Here is an 18,824-nt window from a genome sequence, read left to right as displayed (position 1 = left end):
TCCCCGCCTCGTGGTCCAATGAGGGCATGCGCGCAACACAGGACGAGGGATCGAACCATGTCGCCCGGTCAGTGGCCGCAGCCCTGGCCGCCGGACGGTCCGCCGGCGTCGTGGGCACGCCCGGCTCCGGCCTCACTCGGACCCTGGTGGAGGCCCACGGGCGGCTGCACGACGAGCATGGCCTGGCGCCCGATGACGTCCTGGTGCTCACCCCCAACCGCGCGCATGCGGATGCACTGCGCAACAGGCTCACCGCGGGTGCTCAGGCCGTGCGCACGGGCGGTGCGGGCGCACGGAGCGTCCAGTCGTACGCGTTCGGCATCGTCGCCGCAGACAGCGCCGTCAGGCTGGGGGAGCCCATGCGCTTCCTGTCGGGAGCCGACCAGGACGCAGTGCTCGCCTCGCTGCTGACGGGCTACGCGGAGGGCCGGTCCCCGGATCCCGGCTGGCCGCAGAGCTTCACCCGCGAGATGACCGGGACGGTCTCCTTCCGCGATCAGCTGCGCGATGCGCTGGACCGGATCCTGGAGCGCGGGATCGAACCCACGGACATCGATGCGGCCGCACAGCGTCGGGATCGGACGGAATGGGCGGCACTCGCGCGGATCGTCCAGGACTATCGTGATGTCACGCGCGCCTTCAGCGGCTACGGCGGCATCGACACCTCGAGCGTCCTCGCGACCACTGCGGCCATCCTCGCCGAGGAGCGCGCCGAGGGCACCACAGCAGGGGGGATCTGGTCGTTCTCCGGCGAATCCGTCCCGCGCTGCGTGCTCCTCGACGCGGCACAGGACGTGCCGGACGCGGTGAACGACCTGCTGCAGGGGCTGAGGGCATTGGGCTGCGGTGTCGCGGTCTTCGGCAGCCCCGACTCCTCCACGCAGGGGTTCCGCGGCGCCGGGGGAGGACTGCTCAGCTCGTGGGCCTCGACGGTCCGGGCCGAGCACGGGGGCGATGGATTCTTCGCGCTGCCCGCACGTGCGGGTGGTGCTCGCGGCGCCGGAGCGATCCGGGACCTCTGCGTGTCACTCTCCCGGCGCATCTCCGCCCACCTCCCGCTGGGCCACGTCCCGCCGCCGGGGCAGAGCGATGACCACGACGGGGACTCCGCCGTCAGGGTCCTCGAACATCGGTCGGCGGCCGAACGCACGCGGCACGCGGCCTCGATCATCCGCGCGTGGCATCACGATGACGGGGTCCCCTTCTCCGACATCGCGGTCGTAGCCCGTACCGGAGGGACAGCGGTCGCGCTGAGAGCAGAGCTCGGAGCGCTCGGACTGCCCGTCGAATCGACGGACCTCCCGCTGTCCGCTGATCCCGCCACCCTCCCGCTCCTGGAACTCCTCACCGCAGACCTGGACGACCCCGCGGCGCGTTCGGCTCTGCTGGGGAGGCTGCTCGGCGGTGTCTACGGAAACGTCGACGCGCTCGCCCTGCGCGGCCTGCAGCGGCAGGCGGTGCGGGCGCTGGTCGGCGACGAGGACCAGCCGGCGGACGACCCTCTGCTCAGCTGGATCGACGCAGCGGACGACGACGCGCTCCCACCGCCGCTGGCACGGGCGGCGAAGCTGCTGGAGCTGGGGGTCGCACTGCGCGGCGCCGGCCCGCACGAAGCTCTCTGGGCCCTGTGGGAGGCGACCGGGGTCGCAGAGGTGTGGCGCGGGGCGGTCCTCAACGACCCGCGGTCGCCCCTGCGCGAACGTCTCGATGCGGTCGTGCGCCTCTTCGCCCTCGCGACGAAGACGGAGGACACCGTGGGGCTGGGTGCCTCGGCGTTCGCCGTGCGCGTCCTCGATCAGGTCTATGCCCAGGACTCGATCGGCCGCCGTGACTCCCTCGACCTCCTGACGGTCGACTCGCCTGCGGGCACCGCGCACCGCTCGTACGCGCGCGTCATCGTCGTCGACGTCGATGAAGGGGGGTGGCCCAATCCGCGCATCCGCCGGAATGCCTTCCACCCGGAGGACCTCATCGACGAGCTCGCGGACACGGACGCGGCGTCAGTGGTCGACGCTCCGGGGGAGGACATGCGGCGCAGACGCATGAAGACCATCCGCGACGAGGCGAGTCTCTTCCTCTCTGCGGCCAGCAGGGCTCGCGACGAACTCGTCGTGTGTGCGCTGGACGACGGAGAGACGAGTCCCAGCGCGCTCCACCACCTCTGCCGGGAGTTCGCCACCGATGCGGCGACCGGAGCAGCAGACGAGGAGGCGTCCCCAGGACCGCACCTCGACGGACGGCCTGCTGACTGGAGGAATTCTGACCTGCCCCCGCGACTGCGCGACGTCGTGGGCCTCGCCCGTCAACAGATGCTGCTCGCCGACGAGCCGGAGGAATGGGCACGGCTGGTCGCCGCACTCGCGGAGGCCGGGCTGCGCGAAGCAGACCCGCAGACCTGGAGCACGTGGTTCTCGGTATCCTCCGACGCTCCGGCGCACAGCCCGGACGAACCCGTGCGCATCCGTCCCTCACAGGTCGAGCGCTTCGCCACGTGTCCACTCCAGTGGTTCCTCGTGGAGTGCGGAGGTCGGACGATGGATACGACCGCAGCGGCGCTGGGCACGGTCATCCACGGGATCGCCGAACACCATGCGGAGCCGGACCGGGCTGCGATGCTGCAGGAGTACGAAGAGACGTTCGACGAAGAGCAGATCCGTTCGGAGTGGGAGCGGGAGCAGCAGAGGGAGGACGTCGAGGCGATGATCGACATCCTCTGCGACTACCTCGCGCTGAGCCGCGACGAGCTGGCCGCACTGACTGCGGCCGGCAAGAGCACCGCGGTCCTCAGGGAGGTGGCCGTCACCGCTTCGGGGGCGGACGACGCGGTCGGCGCACCGTGGACCGTGACAGGACGGATCGACCGCCTCGAGGTGCTGGGGGACAGCGTGCGGATCGTCGACTTCAAGACCGGGAAGACGGTGCCGACGGCGAAGGAGATCCTCGACGACCCCCAGCTGCTCGTCTATCAGTATGCGGTGAGTGAGGGCGCGCTCCTGGTCGACGGGGCCGTCGACGTCGACGCGTCGTCCCTGCCGTCCGCAGGAGCCCAGATCGTGAAGCTGAAGGGCTCGGCGAGCAGGGTCAAGGGTGTTCCTCGCTACCTGCGCGAGCAGCCGGCGATGGAGACGGGCGATGAAGCCCACGAAACGGCGGGTGAGCTCATCGGTCGCGCGGCGGAGGGCATGCGCCGACCGGCCTTCACCGCGGTGACGGGTCCGCACTGCACCTACTGTCCCGTCAGGACCTCGTGTCCCGCGATCGCGACCACGACACCGGAGGTGATCGACCAGTGACCCAGGAGCAGAGTCCCGAACCACAGGTCCGCCAGTACTCAGCACGCGCACTCGCACAGCTGCTGGAGGTCGATCCGCCCACGGACGAGCAGTGCCGGATCATCGAATCCCCCCACGACGGATCCGCTGCGGTCATCGCGGGGGCCGGATCGGGCAAGACCGCGGTCATCTCGCTGCGCGTCGTGTGGCTCGTCGCGAACGGCCTCGTCCCCGCCGAACGCATCCTGGGCCTGACGTTCACGCGGAAAGCCGTGGGAGAGCTCAACCACCGCGTCCGCGACTACCTCGCCCGCTACCGCCGGACGCTCCGACAGCCCGCCGTCGGTGGGGCGGCGACTGCCGCGGCGCCCTCGCACCGCGCGGCGGTGCCTGCGGTGGCGGCTGCGCACGCATCGGACGGCGAAGCCCTGCCCGGGCTCGACCTCCCGACCGTGTCGACGTACAACTCCTATGCCGCGGCCCTTGTGGGCGACCACGGGATGGGCATCGGTCTGGAGGGCGACGAGGGCGTGATCGACGCCGCTGCCCGGCAGTCGCTCATCGACGGGGTCCTCGATGCCGCCACGCGCGATGACGTGCTGGGCAATCCCCGCTCCTCGATGAGCTCCTGGGTCTCCGGGCTGCTGTCGGAGATGGGCGACCACCTCGTCGGCTTCGACGCGATCGAGCAGCACCTGGACGACTGCCTCGATGCCCTCTGCACGTCGGACTACCTGCGGGGGGTCGCGAAGAAGATCATGAGCAGGAGATCCGGCATCTACCTGGACAAGGCCGCGAAGACCGCATTCGCGGAGGAGGCCCGGGCGCTGGCGGACGAGTACGACGGTGCGGACCGGGGCGCACGCGCGGAGATCCGCAGCAGGATGCGTGCAGTCCTCGATGTCCATGACGACGGACCGACTCCGAAGCTCCTCGCCAAACGACGGCTCGTCGAACTCGCCCGCAGGTACGCGGATGCCAAGCAGCAGACGGGCGGCCTCGAGTTCTCCGACCAGGTGGCGCTCGCCCACCGGATCATGACGGACAGCCCGCAGTCCCTGGCGGCGGAGCAGTCGCGCTGGGACATCGTCCTGCTGGACGAGTTCCAGGACACGTCCTACGCACAGTTCCTCATGCTCCAGCGGATCTTCGGCCAGCACGCGGTGATGGCGGTGGGAGACCCCCGGCAGGCGATCTACGGCTGGCGCGGCGCCAGCGCGGACAATATCGAATCGTTCCCGGGCGCCTTCCGCGGGCCGCACGATCGCCCGGCGCACAAGTACGGCCTCACCGTCTCGTGGCGCAACGACGCGGCCATCCTCACCGCCGCGAACAGGATCGCGGCAGGGCTCCCCACTCCGGACGAGCAGGTGGGGCTGCGCGCTCGACCCGGCGCGGGGGACGGAGCGGTCGGCGTCTCGCTCACGCACAGTGCACTGACGGATCCCGACCGCCCGGACGAGCCCACCCAGCTGCAGGAGCTCGTGGCGTGGATGATCCGGGTGCGCGAAGAGCTCTTCGCGCGGCATGCGGAGCGCGAGGCCGCTCGCCGTGACGCGGCGGCGAAGGCCGGACGGCGGCCCGAGCGTGCGGCACCCCTGCCCACCTTCGCAGTCCTGTGCCGTGCGCGGTCGGGATTCGGCCCGATCGCGGCGGCACTCCAGGCTGAAGACCTCCCGGTCGACGTGGTCGGATCCCGCGGGCTCCTGGACGATCCGTTCGTCGCGGATGCCCTCGCCGTTCTCGAGGCACTCGTCGAGCCGGATGCGGGCGACGTCCTCATGCGGCTGCTGTCCGGCCGGACCATCCGGCTGGGAGCTGCGGACCTCACCGCATTCTCCGACTTCGTCCGCGCCTGTGCGGTGGAGGTGCCGGACCCCGAGGCGCAGGACGGCACCCGCGTCGAACGGGTGAGTGTGGTCGAGGGGCTCGATGAACTCCTCAACGTCGACCCGGACGGGTCGTCTGCGACTCCGGAGCAGCTGCGCGGGATCCGCTCTCTCACAGGCGAAGGACGCAGGCGACTCATGTCTCTGGCGCGGACTCTGCGGCGGCTGAGGCACAGTGACCTCGCGCTGCCGGGGCTGGTGCGGGCCGTCATCCGTGAATCCGGGGTCGATACAGAGGTGGCCGCTCTCGCTCCCGACTACGCCGACCTCCACACGCGCGCACTGGACGGATTCCTGTCTCTGGTGTCGCGATTCGCGGGCGAGCAGCCGACCGGGGGGCCGGCAGACTTCCTCCGGTGGGCCCGCCTCCTGGAGCAGGCCGACGAGCTCGACGACGTCCCGGTGGACCCGGTGCCGGGCGCGATCACGATCATGACGGTCCACGCCTCCAAGGGGCTCGAATTCGACGCAGTGGCCGTGCCGTTCATGCACGAGGACGGTCTGCCGAGCAAGCGCAAGCCCCAGGACGGGTGGTTGTCGCAGGGCGGGCTTCCCTATGCGCTGCGCGGCGACCGATCAGGTCTGCCGTCCTTCGACCTGCGGACCATGGACCTGGAGGGTCCGAAGGACTTCGTCGAGCGGCTGAAGGCGGGGGGCCCGCTCGCGACCCAGCTCGACGACCATCATCGTGCGGCGGAGCGCAGACTCGCGTACGTCGCCCTCACACGGGCACGCGCCCACCTCTTCGTCTCCGCGTCGCGCTTCACGGTCACGCGGAAGACGCCCGTCGACGCCTGGCCGTTCCTCGACGAGGTCGCGCAGGAGCTGGCAGTTCAGCTGCCGGAGCTGCCCGAGGCGGACGAACTCGACGTGAACCGCGGGGAACAGGCCCGCTGGCCGACCCTCGAGCCCGCCGAGGTCGTCGAACGGCGGGCGGGGCTCCTCCGCGCGGTCTCCTCTGCGAAGGCGGAGCGGCCCACCCCCGCCGACGTCGCAGAGACCGCTCAGGATCCCTTCGTGCGTGCCCTCGCGCGGCGGGCGACCCACTTGCTGGACGAGGCGGCTGGGACGAACGTGGAACGGACCCTGCCGGCTCGGGTGTCCACGACCGCACTGGTCGGGCTCCGCGCAGATGAGGAGGAGTGGTGGAAGGGCATGCGACGCCCTATGCCCGAACCGCCCAGCACGAGTGCGGACCTGGGCACGGCCTTCCACGCATGGGTCGAACAGCACTACGGGCAGGCCGCGCTGCTCGAGATCGAGCCGGAGTCCTCCGCAGTCCGCGCGGTCCCCGCGCTGCGGGAGCGCCTCGTGACTCTGCGGGAGACCTTCCTCGCGTCACCGTATGCGGACAGGGCGCCGGAGGCCGTCGAGCTGTCCTTCGAGCTGGTGCTCGCCAAGCACGTCCGCGGACAGGGCGGACCGCGAAGCGATCGGGGCGTCGAGGGTGGAGCCGGGGGAGGCCCGTCCACGCTCCACGTCCCGGGCAAGATCGACGCGGTGTTCCGTGAGGACGACGGTGGACTCCTGGTGGTCGACTGGAAGACCGGGAGGCTGCCCAGGGACCCGGCGCGGCTCGACGCGATGGCCGTGCAGCTGGCGATGTACCGATTGGCGCTCCTGCGCATGCCGCGATACTCCGAGGTGCCCCGCATCGACGCGGAGTTCTACTTCGTGGGATCGGATGAGAGCTGGCGCCCGGCGTCGCTGCCCGATGAGGACGAGATCCTCACGTGGATGATCGGGACGGAGCGTCACCCGTCTCGGTGATCGGTGCCCGGCTGGTCGGACCCGCGGATGCCTCTGAGGTGGAGCTCCGAGGTGTCCAGGCGCTCGGTGGCGATGCCGTCCTCGTCGACGCCGGCTTCGATGCGCGCACTGGGCCGGAACGTGTCTGTTCCCTCAGGCCTCTGAGCTTCGTCAGGTGTCTCTGCCTCGTCAGGTGTTTCTGCCTTGTCGGGTGTCTCTGCCTCGTCCTCCGACGGTTCGTCAGCGGGGGAACCGTCCGGGGACACGGGAGCTTCGCCAGCGGTAGCAGCGGGGGCAGCGGCAGCGGCGGGGGCCTCGGCCTCGGACGCAGCAGGTTCCGGATCGCCGGCGGCGAGCGCCGAGGGGGACCCCTCGTGCGAGGCGTCGGCGTCGTCAGTGACGTCCGCGAGCGCCTCGAGGAGCTGGGCGGCGTCCTCGATGGCGTCATCGTCCTGCGCGGCGACCGCGGCCAGCAGCCATTCGAGCACTGTGATCTCCGAGTGGAAGCCCACCCTGCGGCGCAGGCTCGGATCCTCCGCGCCCCGGCGGGACCGGTACGTGCGGAAGAACCTCTCGAAGTCCTCCGGACTCAGCATGGCGGACACCGCCGCCAGGTCTGCGGCCGGATCTCCCACCCGCAGGCGGGCCAGATCGCTCATCCCGACGACCGCCTCCTCGTCCACCCAGAGGGCGTCAGGTCCCACATTCCCGTGGATCGGCACGGGGAGGAAGCGCCAGGCGGAGACGTTCTCCAGCGTCGTCTCCCAGCGGCTCAGGAGCGGCGACGGGACGCGCCCGGTCGATGCGGCGGAATCGAGATCGGCCAGGAGCCTCTCACGGGTCTCCGCCGATTCCTCGACGACGAGCCCTGCGTCGGCGATGGGTCCCGGGTCGGCCGAGTGGACCGCTGCGATCGCGTCCGCGAGGGACTCGACGAGCCGCGGGCGCTCCTCGAACATCGATGTGGCCAGAGGCAGACCCGGCATGGGGGAGGAGACCATCACGGTGACGGTGCCCTCCCTCTCCACCAGCGCCCCGTCGACGGTGCGCGATGCGACGACGTACGGGATTCTCGGGGCTGATTCCGGCAGCAGCGGCTGAAGGACCGCAGAGGCGACGCGTTCGGCCTGCGACGCGGCCTCGCGCTCAGGGTTCGCGATGGACGCGACGTATTCCCGATCTCCGTCCGAGACGAGCACGCGGTCCGCATCGGAGCCGACCAGGCGCGTCCAGGAGCTCGGTTCGTAGGCGTCGAGCATCGTGGCGACGACGGCTGTGATCCTCATCCCTGCGGTGTCCACGTCCCCCAACCTACCCGGTGCGGCTCCGCTGGGGGCTGACGGGAGCGGGTGTGTCCGCGCTCTTGGGTATCGTGACGAGCATGAAGCCACTGCCCCTGCTGCCCCCCGCCAGCCTGTCGAGGACCGCCATCGACCGGAACCACCGCCTGCGGTCAGCGGGCATCGATGCGGTGTGGCAGACGGGCCGGGCGCACGCCGTCGTGGGGCACCGGGGCAGCGTCCTGGTGTCGCGGGGAGGTCTGCACCTGCTGACCCGGGACCAGGTGCCCGATGAGGCGTTCCTGTTCTATCTGGGCACGGACGGCGACGGCCGCCACTTCGTGGGGGCCGGGCTCCTGGACGACGGTCGCAGCGCAGTCGACACGATGCTCAGCGCTGATCAGGCACGGGACGCGGAACCGTGGCTGACCGATCCGCTCAGCGGCATCCACTCGACGGAGCCCGTGTGGGCGAACCTGCGGGACGTCGGCGAAGCCCTCGACGACCGGGACGTGGCACTCGCGACGTCACTCATCGCCCTGAGCAACTGGCACATGACGCACACCCATTCGCCGCGCAGCGGTGCCTCGACGGAGATGGCGCAGTCCGGATGGGTGCGCAGGGACCCGGAAGCGGGCAGCGAGCACTTCCCCCGCACGGACCCCGCCGTGATCATGGCCGTCGTGCACACGGACGCGACAGGGGAGGAGCACCTCCTGCTGGGGTCCAACGCGATGTGGCCGGCGGATCGCTTCTCCCTGCTGGCGGGCTTCGTCGAACCGGGAGAGACCCTGGAGTCCGCCGTCATCCGTGAGGTCGACGAGGAAGCCGGGATCGCCGTCCACTCTCCCCGCTATGTCGGCTCCCAGCCGTGGCCCTTCCCCGCTTCGCTCATGCTCGGCTTCACCGCGGAGGCGGACACTCTGACGGCCGCGCCGGACGATGACGAGATCACAGCGCTGCGCTGGTTCACCCGGCCCCAGCTGCGTGCCGCGATGGAATCCGGTGAGGTGACGGTGCCCACGACGGTCTCGATCGCAGGACAGATCCTCTTCGGGTGGCTCGACGGCGGAACGGTGCCGGCGCCGCGATGACGGCCGACCACACCCTGCTCACCGGGCTGGATCCCGAACAGCGCGAGGTCGCCGAGCACACGGACGGGCCGCTGATGGTGCTCGCCGGGGCGGGAACGGGCAAGACCCGTGCCATCACTCACCGCATCGCCTACCAGGCGGCGATCGGGGCATCCGACCCTCGCCAGGTCCTCGCCCTCACCTTCACGACGAAGGCGGCAGGGGAGATGCGGTCGCGCCTGCGGACCCTGGGCGTCCCCGGCGTGCAGGCGAGGACGTTCCACTCCGCCGCGCTGCGACAGCTGCGCTACTTCTGGCCGCGGATGTCCGACGGGCCGTTCCCCGACCTCCTTCCGCAGAAGTCCACGGTCGTCGGGCACGCCATGCAGGCGGTGGGCATCTCCCCGGAGCGCGAGACCGTCCGGGACGTGGCTGCGGAGATCGAACACGCCGCGGTCAGCATGCTGGGCGTCGACGACTACGCGGAGAGGGTGGGGAGCCGTTCGCTCCCGGACGGCGTGGACATCGACGCGATGACGCGCATCATGCACCGGTACTCCGAACTGAAGACGGAGCGCAGGGTGCTCGACTTCGAGGACGTCCTGCTCGTCCTCGCCGGAGCCCTGGGGACGTACGAGGACGTCGCCGCCCAGGTGCACAGCCAGTACCGCAGCTTCGTCGTCGACGAGTTCCAGGACGTGAGCCCTCTGCAGTACGACCTGCTCATGCGGTGGTTGGGCAGGCGGGAATCGCTGTGCGTCGTGGGTGATCCCGCTCAGACGATCTACACCTTCGCCGGGGCGACGGACCGCTTCCTGCGACGCCTGCCGGTGGAGTTCCCCGAAGCGCGCGAGGTCCGACTGGTCCGGAACTACCGGTCGGCCGAACCGATCGTCGGCATGGCGAACTCAGTCCTGCGGCGCACCGGCCGCTCACCGATCCAGCTGATCGGCACCGGGCGGGCGGGGCCGCATCCGAACTTCACGGAGTTCTCAGACGACGGGGCAGAGGCGGAGGCCGTCGCCTCGCAGATCGCCGGTGAGATCAACGCGGGACGCCGTGCATCGGACATCGCCATCCTGTTCCGCACGAACTCGCAGTCCCGGGCCTTCGAAGAGGCGCTGTCGTCGCGGGGCGTCTCCTACCTCCTGCGGGGTGGGGAACGATTCTTCGCCCGTCGCGAGGTGAAGGAGGCGATCGCGGTGATGCGGGCGGCCTCGAACCGCGGCGGGACGGACCGGCTGGACGTGCAGGTGAAGGACATCCTGTCGTCCATCGGGTGGTCGCCGACGGCCCCGCAGGGACAGGGATCGGTCCGGGAGCGCTGGGAATCGCTGTCGGCACTCGTGACCCTGGCGGAGGACAGCCAGACGGAATCGGAGCTGCCCCTCCCGCTCACCGCCTTCATCGCAGACCTGGAGGACCGTGCGGACCACCAGTTCGCACCCACCATCGAAGGCGTGACGCTCGCCTCCGTCCACGCGGCGAAGGGCCTCGAGTGGGAGAGCGTGCACCTGGTCGGAGTGTCCGAGGGCCTCATGCCGATCGGCTACGCGGGCACTGCGGACGCGATCGACGAGGAGCGGCGCCTCTTCTACGTCGCGGTGACCCGCGCACGGACCGCGCTGTCGGTCAGCTGGTCGAAGGGCCGTCGTGGTGGTGCCGGCGTCGGCAGGAGGCCCTCACGCTTCGTCGGCGAGGTGCAGGCGGGCAAGCCTGCGCGACCGGACGCGCCCGCTCCGAAGGCTCCGGTGTCGGCACCTGTGCGCTGCCGGGTGTGCGGCACGCTGCTCACGTCCCGCGCGGACAAGAACCGGGGGCGCTGTGCGCAATGCCCGGCCGCGGTCGACGAGCACGTCCTCGAAGCACTCATCCACTGGCGCGGGACGAAGTCCGCGGAACTGCGGATGCCGGTGTTCCTGGTCCTCAGCATGCCGACGGTGCGGGAGATCGCGGAGCGCGTGCCGGAGAGCCTCGATGATCTGGGGCGTGTGAGCGGCGTGGGCCCGATCAAGCTCGAGCAGTTCGGACACGAGCTTCTCGGACTGGTCCGGGAGCACCGTTCGGGCTGAGCGGGATCCGGCAGTCGCAGTCCGGATGGAAGGCCACCGCCTCCTGTGCCCGCCGTCCGGTGCGGGCATCGATGCGCACGACGGGTCCGAACTCCGCCAGGCCCACTGCGGCCGCCCTCAGCATCCTCGCCGTCTCCGTTGCCGCTGCGCGGATCAGCAGGGGGTCGACGAGCGCGTGCCGTGACCGGGCCGCGAGCTGCCGCCAGCCCTCGAACCACCCGTCGTCCTCGTCCCGCGTGTGCAGCACGGCGCACGTCGCGCACGGTGTGACCCCCGGACGTATCGGCACGATGTCCGCACGCTGGTCGCCGACCCGCACGAGCAGGTGGTCCGCGTCCTCCGCGAAGAGTCGTGATGAGTCGCCGATGTTCGCCGTGAGGCGACTGATGAGCACCGTCATCCGGTGCTCGGCGCCCGCTTCGATCGCCTGATCTGCTGACTCGACGACGATCGTGTCGAATCCGGCCTCGGTGAGGGCCTCGGACACGATCCGGGGATCATGGCCGAGCACGATCACGGGGCGGCTCCTGATCGCGCTGGCGGCAGCCACGGGTCCCACCCCGTGCAGCGCCGCGTAGGACTCCGCGAAGTCGCGGACGATGGAACCGCCCGAGGCCGCCTCCGGTGGACTGAGGACGCCCGCCTCCGTGAGGAGGTCGAGGAGTGAGAGGGCGCGCGTGCGGGTCAGGCCGGCACGGTCTGCGGCATCCAGGTATTCGGCGGAATCGCATCCGCGGCACAGTCGGTCGATCAGGTCGAGGTCATCCTCGGTGAGCCCATCGATGAGGACGGGATCGTCGACGCCGAACTGGACGCTCGACGGGGTTCTGCGCACCAGCGGGACGCTTCGGTGGAACTGCAGCATGCGGGCCTCCTCACGCTCACCCTAGGGAGGCGAGGGACGCTGCGGAAGGTCGGGGCGCGACGTGTGGAAAACCCTGTGGACACAAAGCACCGGAAGGTGGGCACCACAGGAGGAGCCGCCATGACGGGGGTTCCTGCGATGCGCCTTCCGGTGCGATGCCCTCCAGCCTCTCGCGAAGCCCGTGAGCCTTCCCCTAGCCCACGAACCTCGGGTTTTCCGGAGGTATGACACACAAACCTAAGAGGCGCGTGCGACCCCGTCAACACAGGCGAGCACACATGCGGCGCCCAGGCTGTGGATAACGTGTTGACGACACGCGCAGCCCTGTGAGGATCACTGTGGATGACACGCAGATTGCTATGAGGGACGCCGCGGTCTCGTGCGGTTCGAGCTGTGGACGTCGAGCGGCGCGAAGATTCCTCGAAACTTTTTTTCGTCGTCGGTCGGGATCCGACCGTCGGACGGGACCTGCGATGCGGGGGAGGCGACGGCGCATGTCCGTGGTCATGGCTACTGTGGCCGATATGGATGTGACAGAGGTGCTTGCGGCGATCGACGACGGCACGATCATCGTGCGGCGCTCTGCGCGGCGGCGGAAGACGATCTCGCTGAAGCGGGAGGGTGATCGATGGCTGCTCGCGGTGCCGCAGAGGTTCCAGCCGGAGCGCAACGTCGAATCCATCGCGTCGCTCATCGCGCGGATGGAGCGCCGCGCGGTCCGCACATCGCCAGGGGACGACGATCTCCTGGAACGGGCCCTCGACCTCAACACCCGCTACTTCGATGACGGGATCGAACCGGCGTCGGTCGTGTGGGTCAGCAACCAGAACACGCGGTTCGCGTCGACGACGAGTGCGCGCAGGACGATCCAGGTGTCCTCGCGCCTCGCAGCAGTCCCGGGGTGGGTCCTCGACGCCGTCCTCGTGCATGAACTGGCGCACCTGCGACGGCCGGACCACTCACCGGCCTTCCATGCGCTCACAGCGCGCTACCCGCACACCACGAAGGCAGACGTGTTCCTGGAGGGCTTCAGCTACGGCGAAGGATCCCGGAAGCACTCGCAGGACTGAGGCGGGGAGCGACTCAGCGGCCCAGGACGTCCATGCGCTGCAGGAATGTGCTCAGGTCGGCGCGGAGATCCTGAGCAGCGTCGTGCGGCAGCGCATCCACGGACCACCATGCGACCTCGCTGACGCCCGCATCAGTCGCGATGAGCGGGTGGCGGTGATCCGCAGCGGCGGCGTAGAGGACGTCCAGGTGCGATGCGCACGCCTGCGTTCCGACCGTGAAGGTCCGCACGGCGAGGGGCGATCGGGAGAACCACACCTGGGGCGATGCCGCATCGACACCCGCCTCCTCGTGCAGCTCCCGCATCGCAGCGGCACGCAGGTCGACATCCTCTGCCTCGAGGTGTCCGCCGAACTGCCTCCACTGGCCGGATCGCGTGTGGAGGCCGAGTGCGACGTATCGCCGCCCCGATCCCGGCTCCGCCGACGACGCCGTCTCCGCTGTCGATGCCAGCGGTGTCGGAGCCGACAGTGTCGGGGCGGCCCGGGACAGCAGCAGGCAGCTCGCTGTCACATGGTGGGGCCCACCGCCCCGTGTCGGGGCGAGCGAGCCGTCCCGCAGCCCGGAGCGGGCCTTAGCCGCGAGTCGGGTCTCCGCCGGGGGGAGGGCGGAGGAGGACAGCGCATCGAAGTTCAGGCCCTCGCCCAGCCGAGCGGGAAGCCGGCCCGCCGACGGTCCGCCGTTCAGAGGGTCGTCGCCGGAGTCGGTGAGTGCCTCACTCAGTGCTGCCGCCCTGGTCGTCGGCTTCACGGAGGATGCGCTCCAGCGCCTCGTCCAGCGACGAATCGGACGCCCAGTCGGTGCGGCGCCGCTCCTCGTAGCCCAGCGGGTCATCGAGGTCCTGGGTCGTCGGGAGGACGTCCGGGTGGCGGAAGACGCCGTCGCGGGCCTCAGCGCCCGACTTCTGCTCGAGGAAGGTGAACAGGGCCGCTGCGTCGCGCATGCGGCGAGGACGCAGCGAGAAGCCGATGTGCGCCGTGAAGGACGCCTCCGCCTCCGACTCCGAGGCGGCACGGCTGCGCAGCGCCTCCCGGATCGCGTCGCGGTCCTCGAGCGCCTCGCACGCGCTGTAGACGACGACGTCGGACCAGCCGGCGATGACGGAGAGCAGGTTCTCCAGTGCGGTGAGGGCCTCCCGCTGAGACTCCGTGGTCTGCGGTGCGAGGAGGCCGGAGCGCAGCTCCTCGCTCATCCGCTGCATCTCCGACGGATCACCGCTCGAGGCGGCGTCCTGGATGCGGCTGAGGTCGACCTCCACACCGGCGGCGTACTTGGCGAGCGCGGTCTCGACGTGACCGCGAAGCCACGGGTTCCTGGCGAACAGCCACAGGTGTGCGAGTTCGCGCGCCGCGAGCCAGATGCGCAGCTGGGAGGCCTCCACATCCATCTCCGCAGCCGCACCCGGAAGGTTCGCCTCGACGAGCACGGGGGAGTGGCCGAACAGCGGCAGGCCGAACTCCGTGCCGCTCAGGACTGCGCCGGACAGAGCGGCGACGGCCTCGCCGATCTGCATGGCGAACATCGACTGACCCATCGACGTGATCATCTGACCCGCACCGGACATCAGCTGCGCCATCTCCGGCGGCATCTGCTCCGTGAGGCCCTCGACCATCGACTCCGACATGTTGCGGCGGACGGGATCCGCGAGCCGGTACCACTCGTCGAGCGAGCCCTTGGCCCACGCCGCACGGTTGAGCGCCTGCGGCTCTGACACGTCGGCGGAGGGGTCCGTCACCCGCTCCAGCCACAGCTCGGCCAGGCGGAACGCATCGGTGGAGTTCTTCGCCAGCTCAGACGTGACCGCAGGGTCGGGGGTGGGCACGTTCTGGTCGATGACGCGCTGAGTGGCCGCACGCGGATCGCCTCCGGACAGCATGCCCTGGAGCTGGCCCATCATCCCCTGGAGCATGGCGGGGTCGAACGGCATGCCGCCCTGCTCACCGCCGGAGCCGAAGGGGGATCCCTGCCCGCCCTTTCCGCCGGGGCCGAACACCATGCCGAACATCTGCTCGAACGGGTTCTGGTCGCCGTCGCCGCTCTCGTCGTCCGGTGTCCGATCGTCGTTCTTGTCGCTCATGGCAGTCCCTGTCCGTCGTTCGTAGAAATGCTGTGTTCACCCTAACGTTCCCACCCCGTCGGAAACTTCCCCGAACAGTGGTTGCGCACGGTGTTCTCAGTCGACTCCGCGCGGTCGCGGAGAGGTGGCGACCGATTTCAGCGGGGCGGACCGCTCCACTACACTGATCTGGACTCAAAAGACTCTGGAGGTCCTTCACGTGAGCGCATCTCCGCCCGCACCGGGGCCGCTTCCCGCCGACGACTCAGTCGGCGGAACATCGTCCCCGGAGGCTGTCGGTGCCTCTCCGCGGAAGGGACTCCGACTCTTCGCCTCGCCGGGAGTCTCCGGACTCCTCCTCTACGCGCTCGTGTTCGCCCTCGCGCTGACTCCGGTCCCATACCTTCTGCAGACACCGGGCCCGGTCGTCAACACCCTGGAGCCCTATGAGGGCGTCGACCTGGTGTCGATCTCCGGCACGCAGACGTACGAAGCCGCAGGGACGCTCGACATGCTCACCGTGGCCGTGTCGGGAGGCCCGGGGCGCGACATCTTCACGGTCCAGGCGTTCTTCTCCCTGCTCAACGGAGTCGAGACGGTCGTGCCCTCGGAGGCGTACTACCCGCTCGACACGACCCGCGACCAGGTGTCGGACCGGAACAGCGCAGACATGATGTCGTCGCAGGACCAGGCGACCGCTGCCGCGCTGGGCGAACTCGACATCGACTACGACACCGTCATCGGTGTGAGCGAGATCGTTCGCGGAGCGCCGGCCGAAGGAGTCCTGCAGCCCGGCGATCACGTGCTCGCCGTCGACGGGACCCCCGTCGACGGCTCCGACGACGGGATGCAATCCGTGCGCGAGGCCGTCGTCGCCGCGGACAGCGAGGTGCAGCTGACCATCGAGCGCGGCGGGCAGACCGAAGACGTCGCCGTCGAGCCTGCTGCACCGGTCGAGTCGGACGGTCAGAAGTCGATCGGGGTCGTCATGTCCCCGACCTACAGCTTTCCCTTCGACGTCGAGTTCGCCGTGGAGGGGATCGGCGGCCCGTCCGCCGGGACCATCTTCGCCCTCACGATCATCGATATGCTCACGGAGGGCGATCTCACCGGCGACCAGGCCATCGCGGGGACGGGCGCGATCGACGCGTCCGGCACCGTGTCACCCATCGGTGGGGCACGGCAGAAGGTGGCCGCTGCCGCGGCCTCGGGCGCGGACTACTTCCTCGCCCCCGCAGACAACTGCACTGAAGTCCTCGGCTCACGCGGAGTCGAGGATCTGACCGTCGTGCGCATCGATGACCTGAGCACTGCGCACGAAGCGGTCACCGACATCGCAGAGGGCAGCATCGACTCGCTGCCGACGTGCGCGGGATCCGGATCGTGATCGCACTGAGGCCACGACCCGGCTCCACCGCACGGACCAACACGGATCGGCTGGACTCCACCAGCCGGCTGACAGAAACGAAAGGGCGACTGTGAGCTTCTCAGCCAGACCCCCGCAGGCACCTACGAGCACCGGGAGCAGACGACCGTCACCCCTGCTCCTCACCATCATCGCGGTGCTTGCGCTCGTCGCGCTGTTCGTGGTGTTCGCACAGATCTACACCGAGGTGCTGTGGTTCCAGCAGCTCGAGCGCTTCGACGTCTTCGCGACGGAATGGGTCACGAAGGGTGTGCTCTTCGCGATCGGCTTCGTCCTCATGGCGGTGCCGCTCTGGTTCATGCTCTTCTACGCCCACAGGTCCCGCCCGGCCATCACCCCCTCGAATCCGCGGGAGGAGAACCTCGACCGCTACCGGGAGGCAGTGGAGCCGCTGCGTCGGACACTCACCTACGCCATCCCCGCTGTGATCGGTCTGCTGGGCGGCGTCGCGCTGAGCGCGGCATGGCAGGACGCCCTCATGCTGCTGAACTCGGTGCCGTTCGGCGTATCGGATCCGCAGTTCCAGCAGGACGTGGGCGTGTACGTCTTCACGCTGCCGATGGTCAACATCCTGGTCGACTTCCTCGGCATGATCGCTCTTCTCGCCTTCATCGCGAGCCTCGTCTCCCACTACCTGTTCGGTGGTGTGCGCCCGCGTGAGACCCGCGGCTTCGACATCACGAAGAGCGCTCGGATCCAGCTGGCCAGTGTGCTCGCGGCCCTCATCCTGATCCAGGCGGTGCGCCTCTTCCTGTGGCGCTTCAGCAGGCTCACGGACGACTCCGGCCTGGTCACCGGCGCCACGTACACGGACGTGAATGCGGCACTCCCGGCGATGCTCATCGTGTCGATCGCCGCGCTCCTCGTCGCGGCGCTCGTCTTCTCCACGGCGTACTTCAAGACCTTCCGCCTCACCGCGATCTCGCTGGGAATGCTCCTGGTGCTGGGCGGCGTGGCCGTGGTCGGATTCCCCGCTGCCATGCAGCAGTTCCAGGTCAATCCCTCGCAGCAGAGCCTCGAGTCGGACTACATCCAGCGCCACCTGGAGGCGACCCGTGACGCGTACGGCATCAACGACGTCGACGTGATCCCCTACACCCCGTCCACCCAGGGCGAGCCCGGCGCGCTCCGCCAGGATGCCGCGACCGCTGCGAGCGTGCGACTGCTCGATCCGAACCTCGTGTCCGACACCTTCCGCCAGCTGCAGCAGAGCCGGTCGTACTATGCGTTCCCCGAACAGCTGGACGTCGACCGCTACGACATCGACGGCAAGAGCGAGGACACCGTCATCGCACTGCGCGAGCTGAACCCGGACGCGCAGTCCGACAGCACCTGGGTCAACCAGGCGACGGTCTTCACCCATGGGATCGGAGCCGTCGCCGCGTACGGCAGCCAGCGGGGGCCCGACGGCGAGCCCGCGTTCTTCGAGGAGGGCATCCCGCCGAGCGGTGTGCTGTCGGACCAGAACGAGTACGAACCGCGCATCTACTTCGGTGAGCGCTCCACCCAGTACTCGATCGTCGGAGCGCCGGAAGGCGCAGACCCGGTCGAACTCGACTACCCGGCCGATGAAGAGGGTGGATCCGGACAGGTGAACTACACCTTCACCGGTGACGGCGGACCCAGCGTGGGCGACTTCTTCAGTCGACTGCTGTACTCGATCAAGTTCCAGGACGAGCAGATCGTGCTGGCCGACACGGTCAATGAAGAATCGCAGATCCTCTACGACCGGACGCCGCGCGAGCGCGTGCAGAAGCTCGCTCCGTTCCTCGAGGTCGACGGCGACCCGTATCCGGCGATCGTCGACGGTCGGATCAAGTGGATCCTCGACGGGTACACCACATCCGACCAGTATCCGTACTCGCGCCCCTCCGTCCTGCAGGAGGCGACGACCGACTCGACGACGGCGAACACCAATGCGGTCGTGGCACTGCCGGACCAGCAGGTGAACTACATCAGCAACTCCGTGAAGGTCACGGTCGATGCGTATGACGGTTCCGTGGACATGTACGAATGGGACCAGGAGGATCCGGTCCTCGAGGCGTGGATGAATGTCTTCCCGGACCTCATCAAG

At 69.6% G+C, this 18,824-nt stretch carries 11 protein-coding genes; 7 read left to right on the top strand and 4 right to left on the bottom strand.

Annotated elements, in window-relative coordinates:
- Nucleotides 1–26: 26 nt before the first annotated feature.
- Together BJEO58_RS12765 and BJEO58_RS12760 are read left to right on the top strand one after the other, a co-directional pair.
- Nucleotides 27–3,293: a UrvD/REP family ATP-dependent DNA helicase gene (locus tag BJEO58_RS12765; RefSeq protein ID WP_101589862.1), complete on the top strand. Its 3,267-nt coding sequence runs from the start codon at nucleotides 27–29 to the stop codon at nucleotides 3,291–3,293.
- On the top strand, nucleotides 3,290–6,931 hold the full coding sequence (locus BJEO58_RS12760; protein WP_144573855.1) for an ATP-dependent helicase: 3,642 nt from the start codon (nucleotides 3,290–3,292) through the stop codon (nucleotides 6,929–6,931). Before BJEO58_RS12765 ends, BJEO58_RS12760 begins: the two co-directional genes overlap by 4 nt.
- Here BJEO58_RS12760 and BJEO58_RS12755 read toward each other — a convergent pair.
- On the bottom strand, nucleotides 6,916–8,211 hold the full coding sequence (locus tag BJEO58_RS12755) for a phosphotransferase (RefSeq protein WP_101589860.1): 1,296 nt from the start codon (nucleotides 8,209–8,211) through the stop codon (nucleotides 6,916–6,918). The two genes, BJEO58_RS12760 and BJEO58_RS12755, sit on opposite strands and share 16 nt — an antisense overlap.
- 80 nt (nucleotides 8,212–8,291) lie before the next feature.
- On the opposite strand from BJEO58_RS12755, the gene nudC reads away from it, so the two are divergent.
- Both nudC and BJEO58_RS12745 read left to right on the top strand, forming a co-directional pair.
- Entirely contained in the window at nucleotides 8,292–9,284 is a 993-nt protein-coding gene (gene nudC, locus BJEO58_RS12750) for an NAD(+) diphosphatase (RefSeq protein WP_101589859.1), read from the top strand.
- On the top strand, nucleotides 9,248–11,335 hold the full coding sequence (locus BJEO58_RS12745; RefSeq protein ID WP_308297870.1) for an ATP-dependent DNA helicase UvrD2: 2,088 nt from the start codon (nucleotides 9,248–9,250) through the stop codon (nucleotides 11,333–11,335). Before nudC ends, BJEO58_RS12745 begins: the two co-directional genes overlap by 37 nt.
- Here the strand turns inward: BJEO58_RS12745 and BJEO58_RS12740 are convergent.
- A complete protein-coding gene (locus BJEO58_RS12740) occupies nucleotides 11,274–12,200 on the bottom strand; it encodes a hypothetical protein (RefSeq protein WP_101589858.1) in 927 nt (308 codons plus the stop codon). The genes BJEO58_RS12745 and BJEO58_RS12740 overlap by 62 nt on opposite strands.
- Before the next feature lie 524 nt (nucleotides 12,201–12,724).
- Here BJEO58_RS12740 and BJEO58_RS12735 point away from each other — a divergent pair.
- Nucleotides 12,725–13,270, top strand: a complete 546-nt coding sequence (locus tag BJEO58_RS12735) for a M48 metallopeptidase family protein (protein ID WP_246076028.1) — start codon at nucleotides 12,725–12,727, stop codon at nucleotides 13,268–13,270.
- A 13-nt stretch (nucleotides 13,271–13,283) separates the two neighbouring features.
- Here BJEO58_RS12735 and BJEO58_RS12730 read toward each other — a convergent pair whose 3' ends face one another.
- Entirely contained in the window at nucleotides 13,284–14,018 is a 735-nt protein-coding gene (locus BJEO58_RS12730; protein ID WP_180951952.1) for an NUDIX domain-containing protein, read from the bottom strand.
- Nucleotides 13,984–15,345: a zinc-dependent metalloprotease gene (locus BJEO58_RS12725; protein ID WP_101589855.1), complete on the bottom strand. Its 1,362-nt coding sequence runs from the start codon at nucleotides 15,343–15,345 to the stop codon at nucleotides 13,984–13,986. Before BJEO58_RS12725 ends, BJEO58_RS12730 begins: the two co-directional genes overlap by 35 nt.
- Nucleotides 15,346–15,544: 199 nt before the next feature.
- Here BJEO58_RS12725 and BJEO58_RS12720 point away from each other — a divergent pair, with 199 nt between their 5' ends.
- Nucleotides 15,545–16,711, top strand: coding sequence for a YlbL family protein (locus tag BJEO58_RS12720; RefSeq protein ID WP_101589854.1), 1,167 nt, complete (start codon nucleotides 15,545–15,547; stop codon nucleotides 16,709–16,711).
- A gap of 91 nt (nucleotides 16,712–16,802) precedes the next feature.
- Nucleotides 16,803–18,824: UPF0182 family protein (locus BJEO58_RS12715; RefSeq protein WP_101589853.1), on the top strand; the 2,022-nt coding region annotated here is incomplete at its 3' end.

Origin of the sequence: Brevibacterium jeotgali (assembly GCF_900169175.1) — a bacterium.
In the GTDB taxonomy this organism is placed as follows: domain Bacteria; phylum Actinomycetota; class Actinomycetes; order Actinomycetales; family Brevibacteriaceae; genus Brevibacterium; species Brevibacterium jeotgali.
Note: the sequence above shows the minus strand (reverse complement) of the source record. Positions and strands in the feature narration are given on the sequence as shown.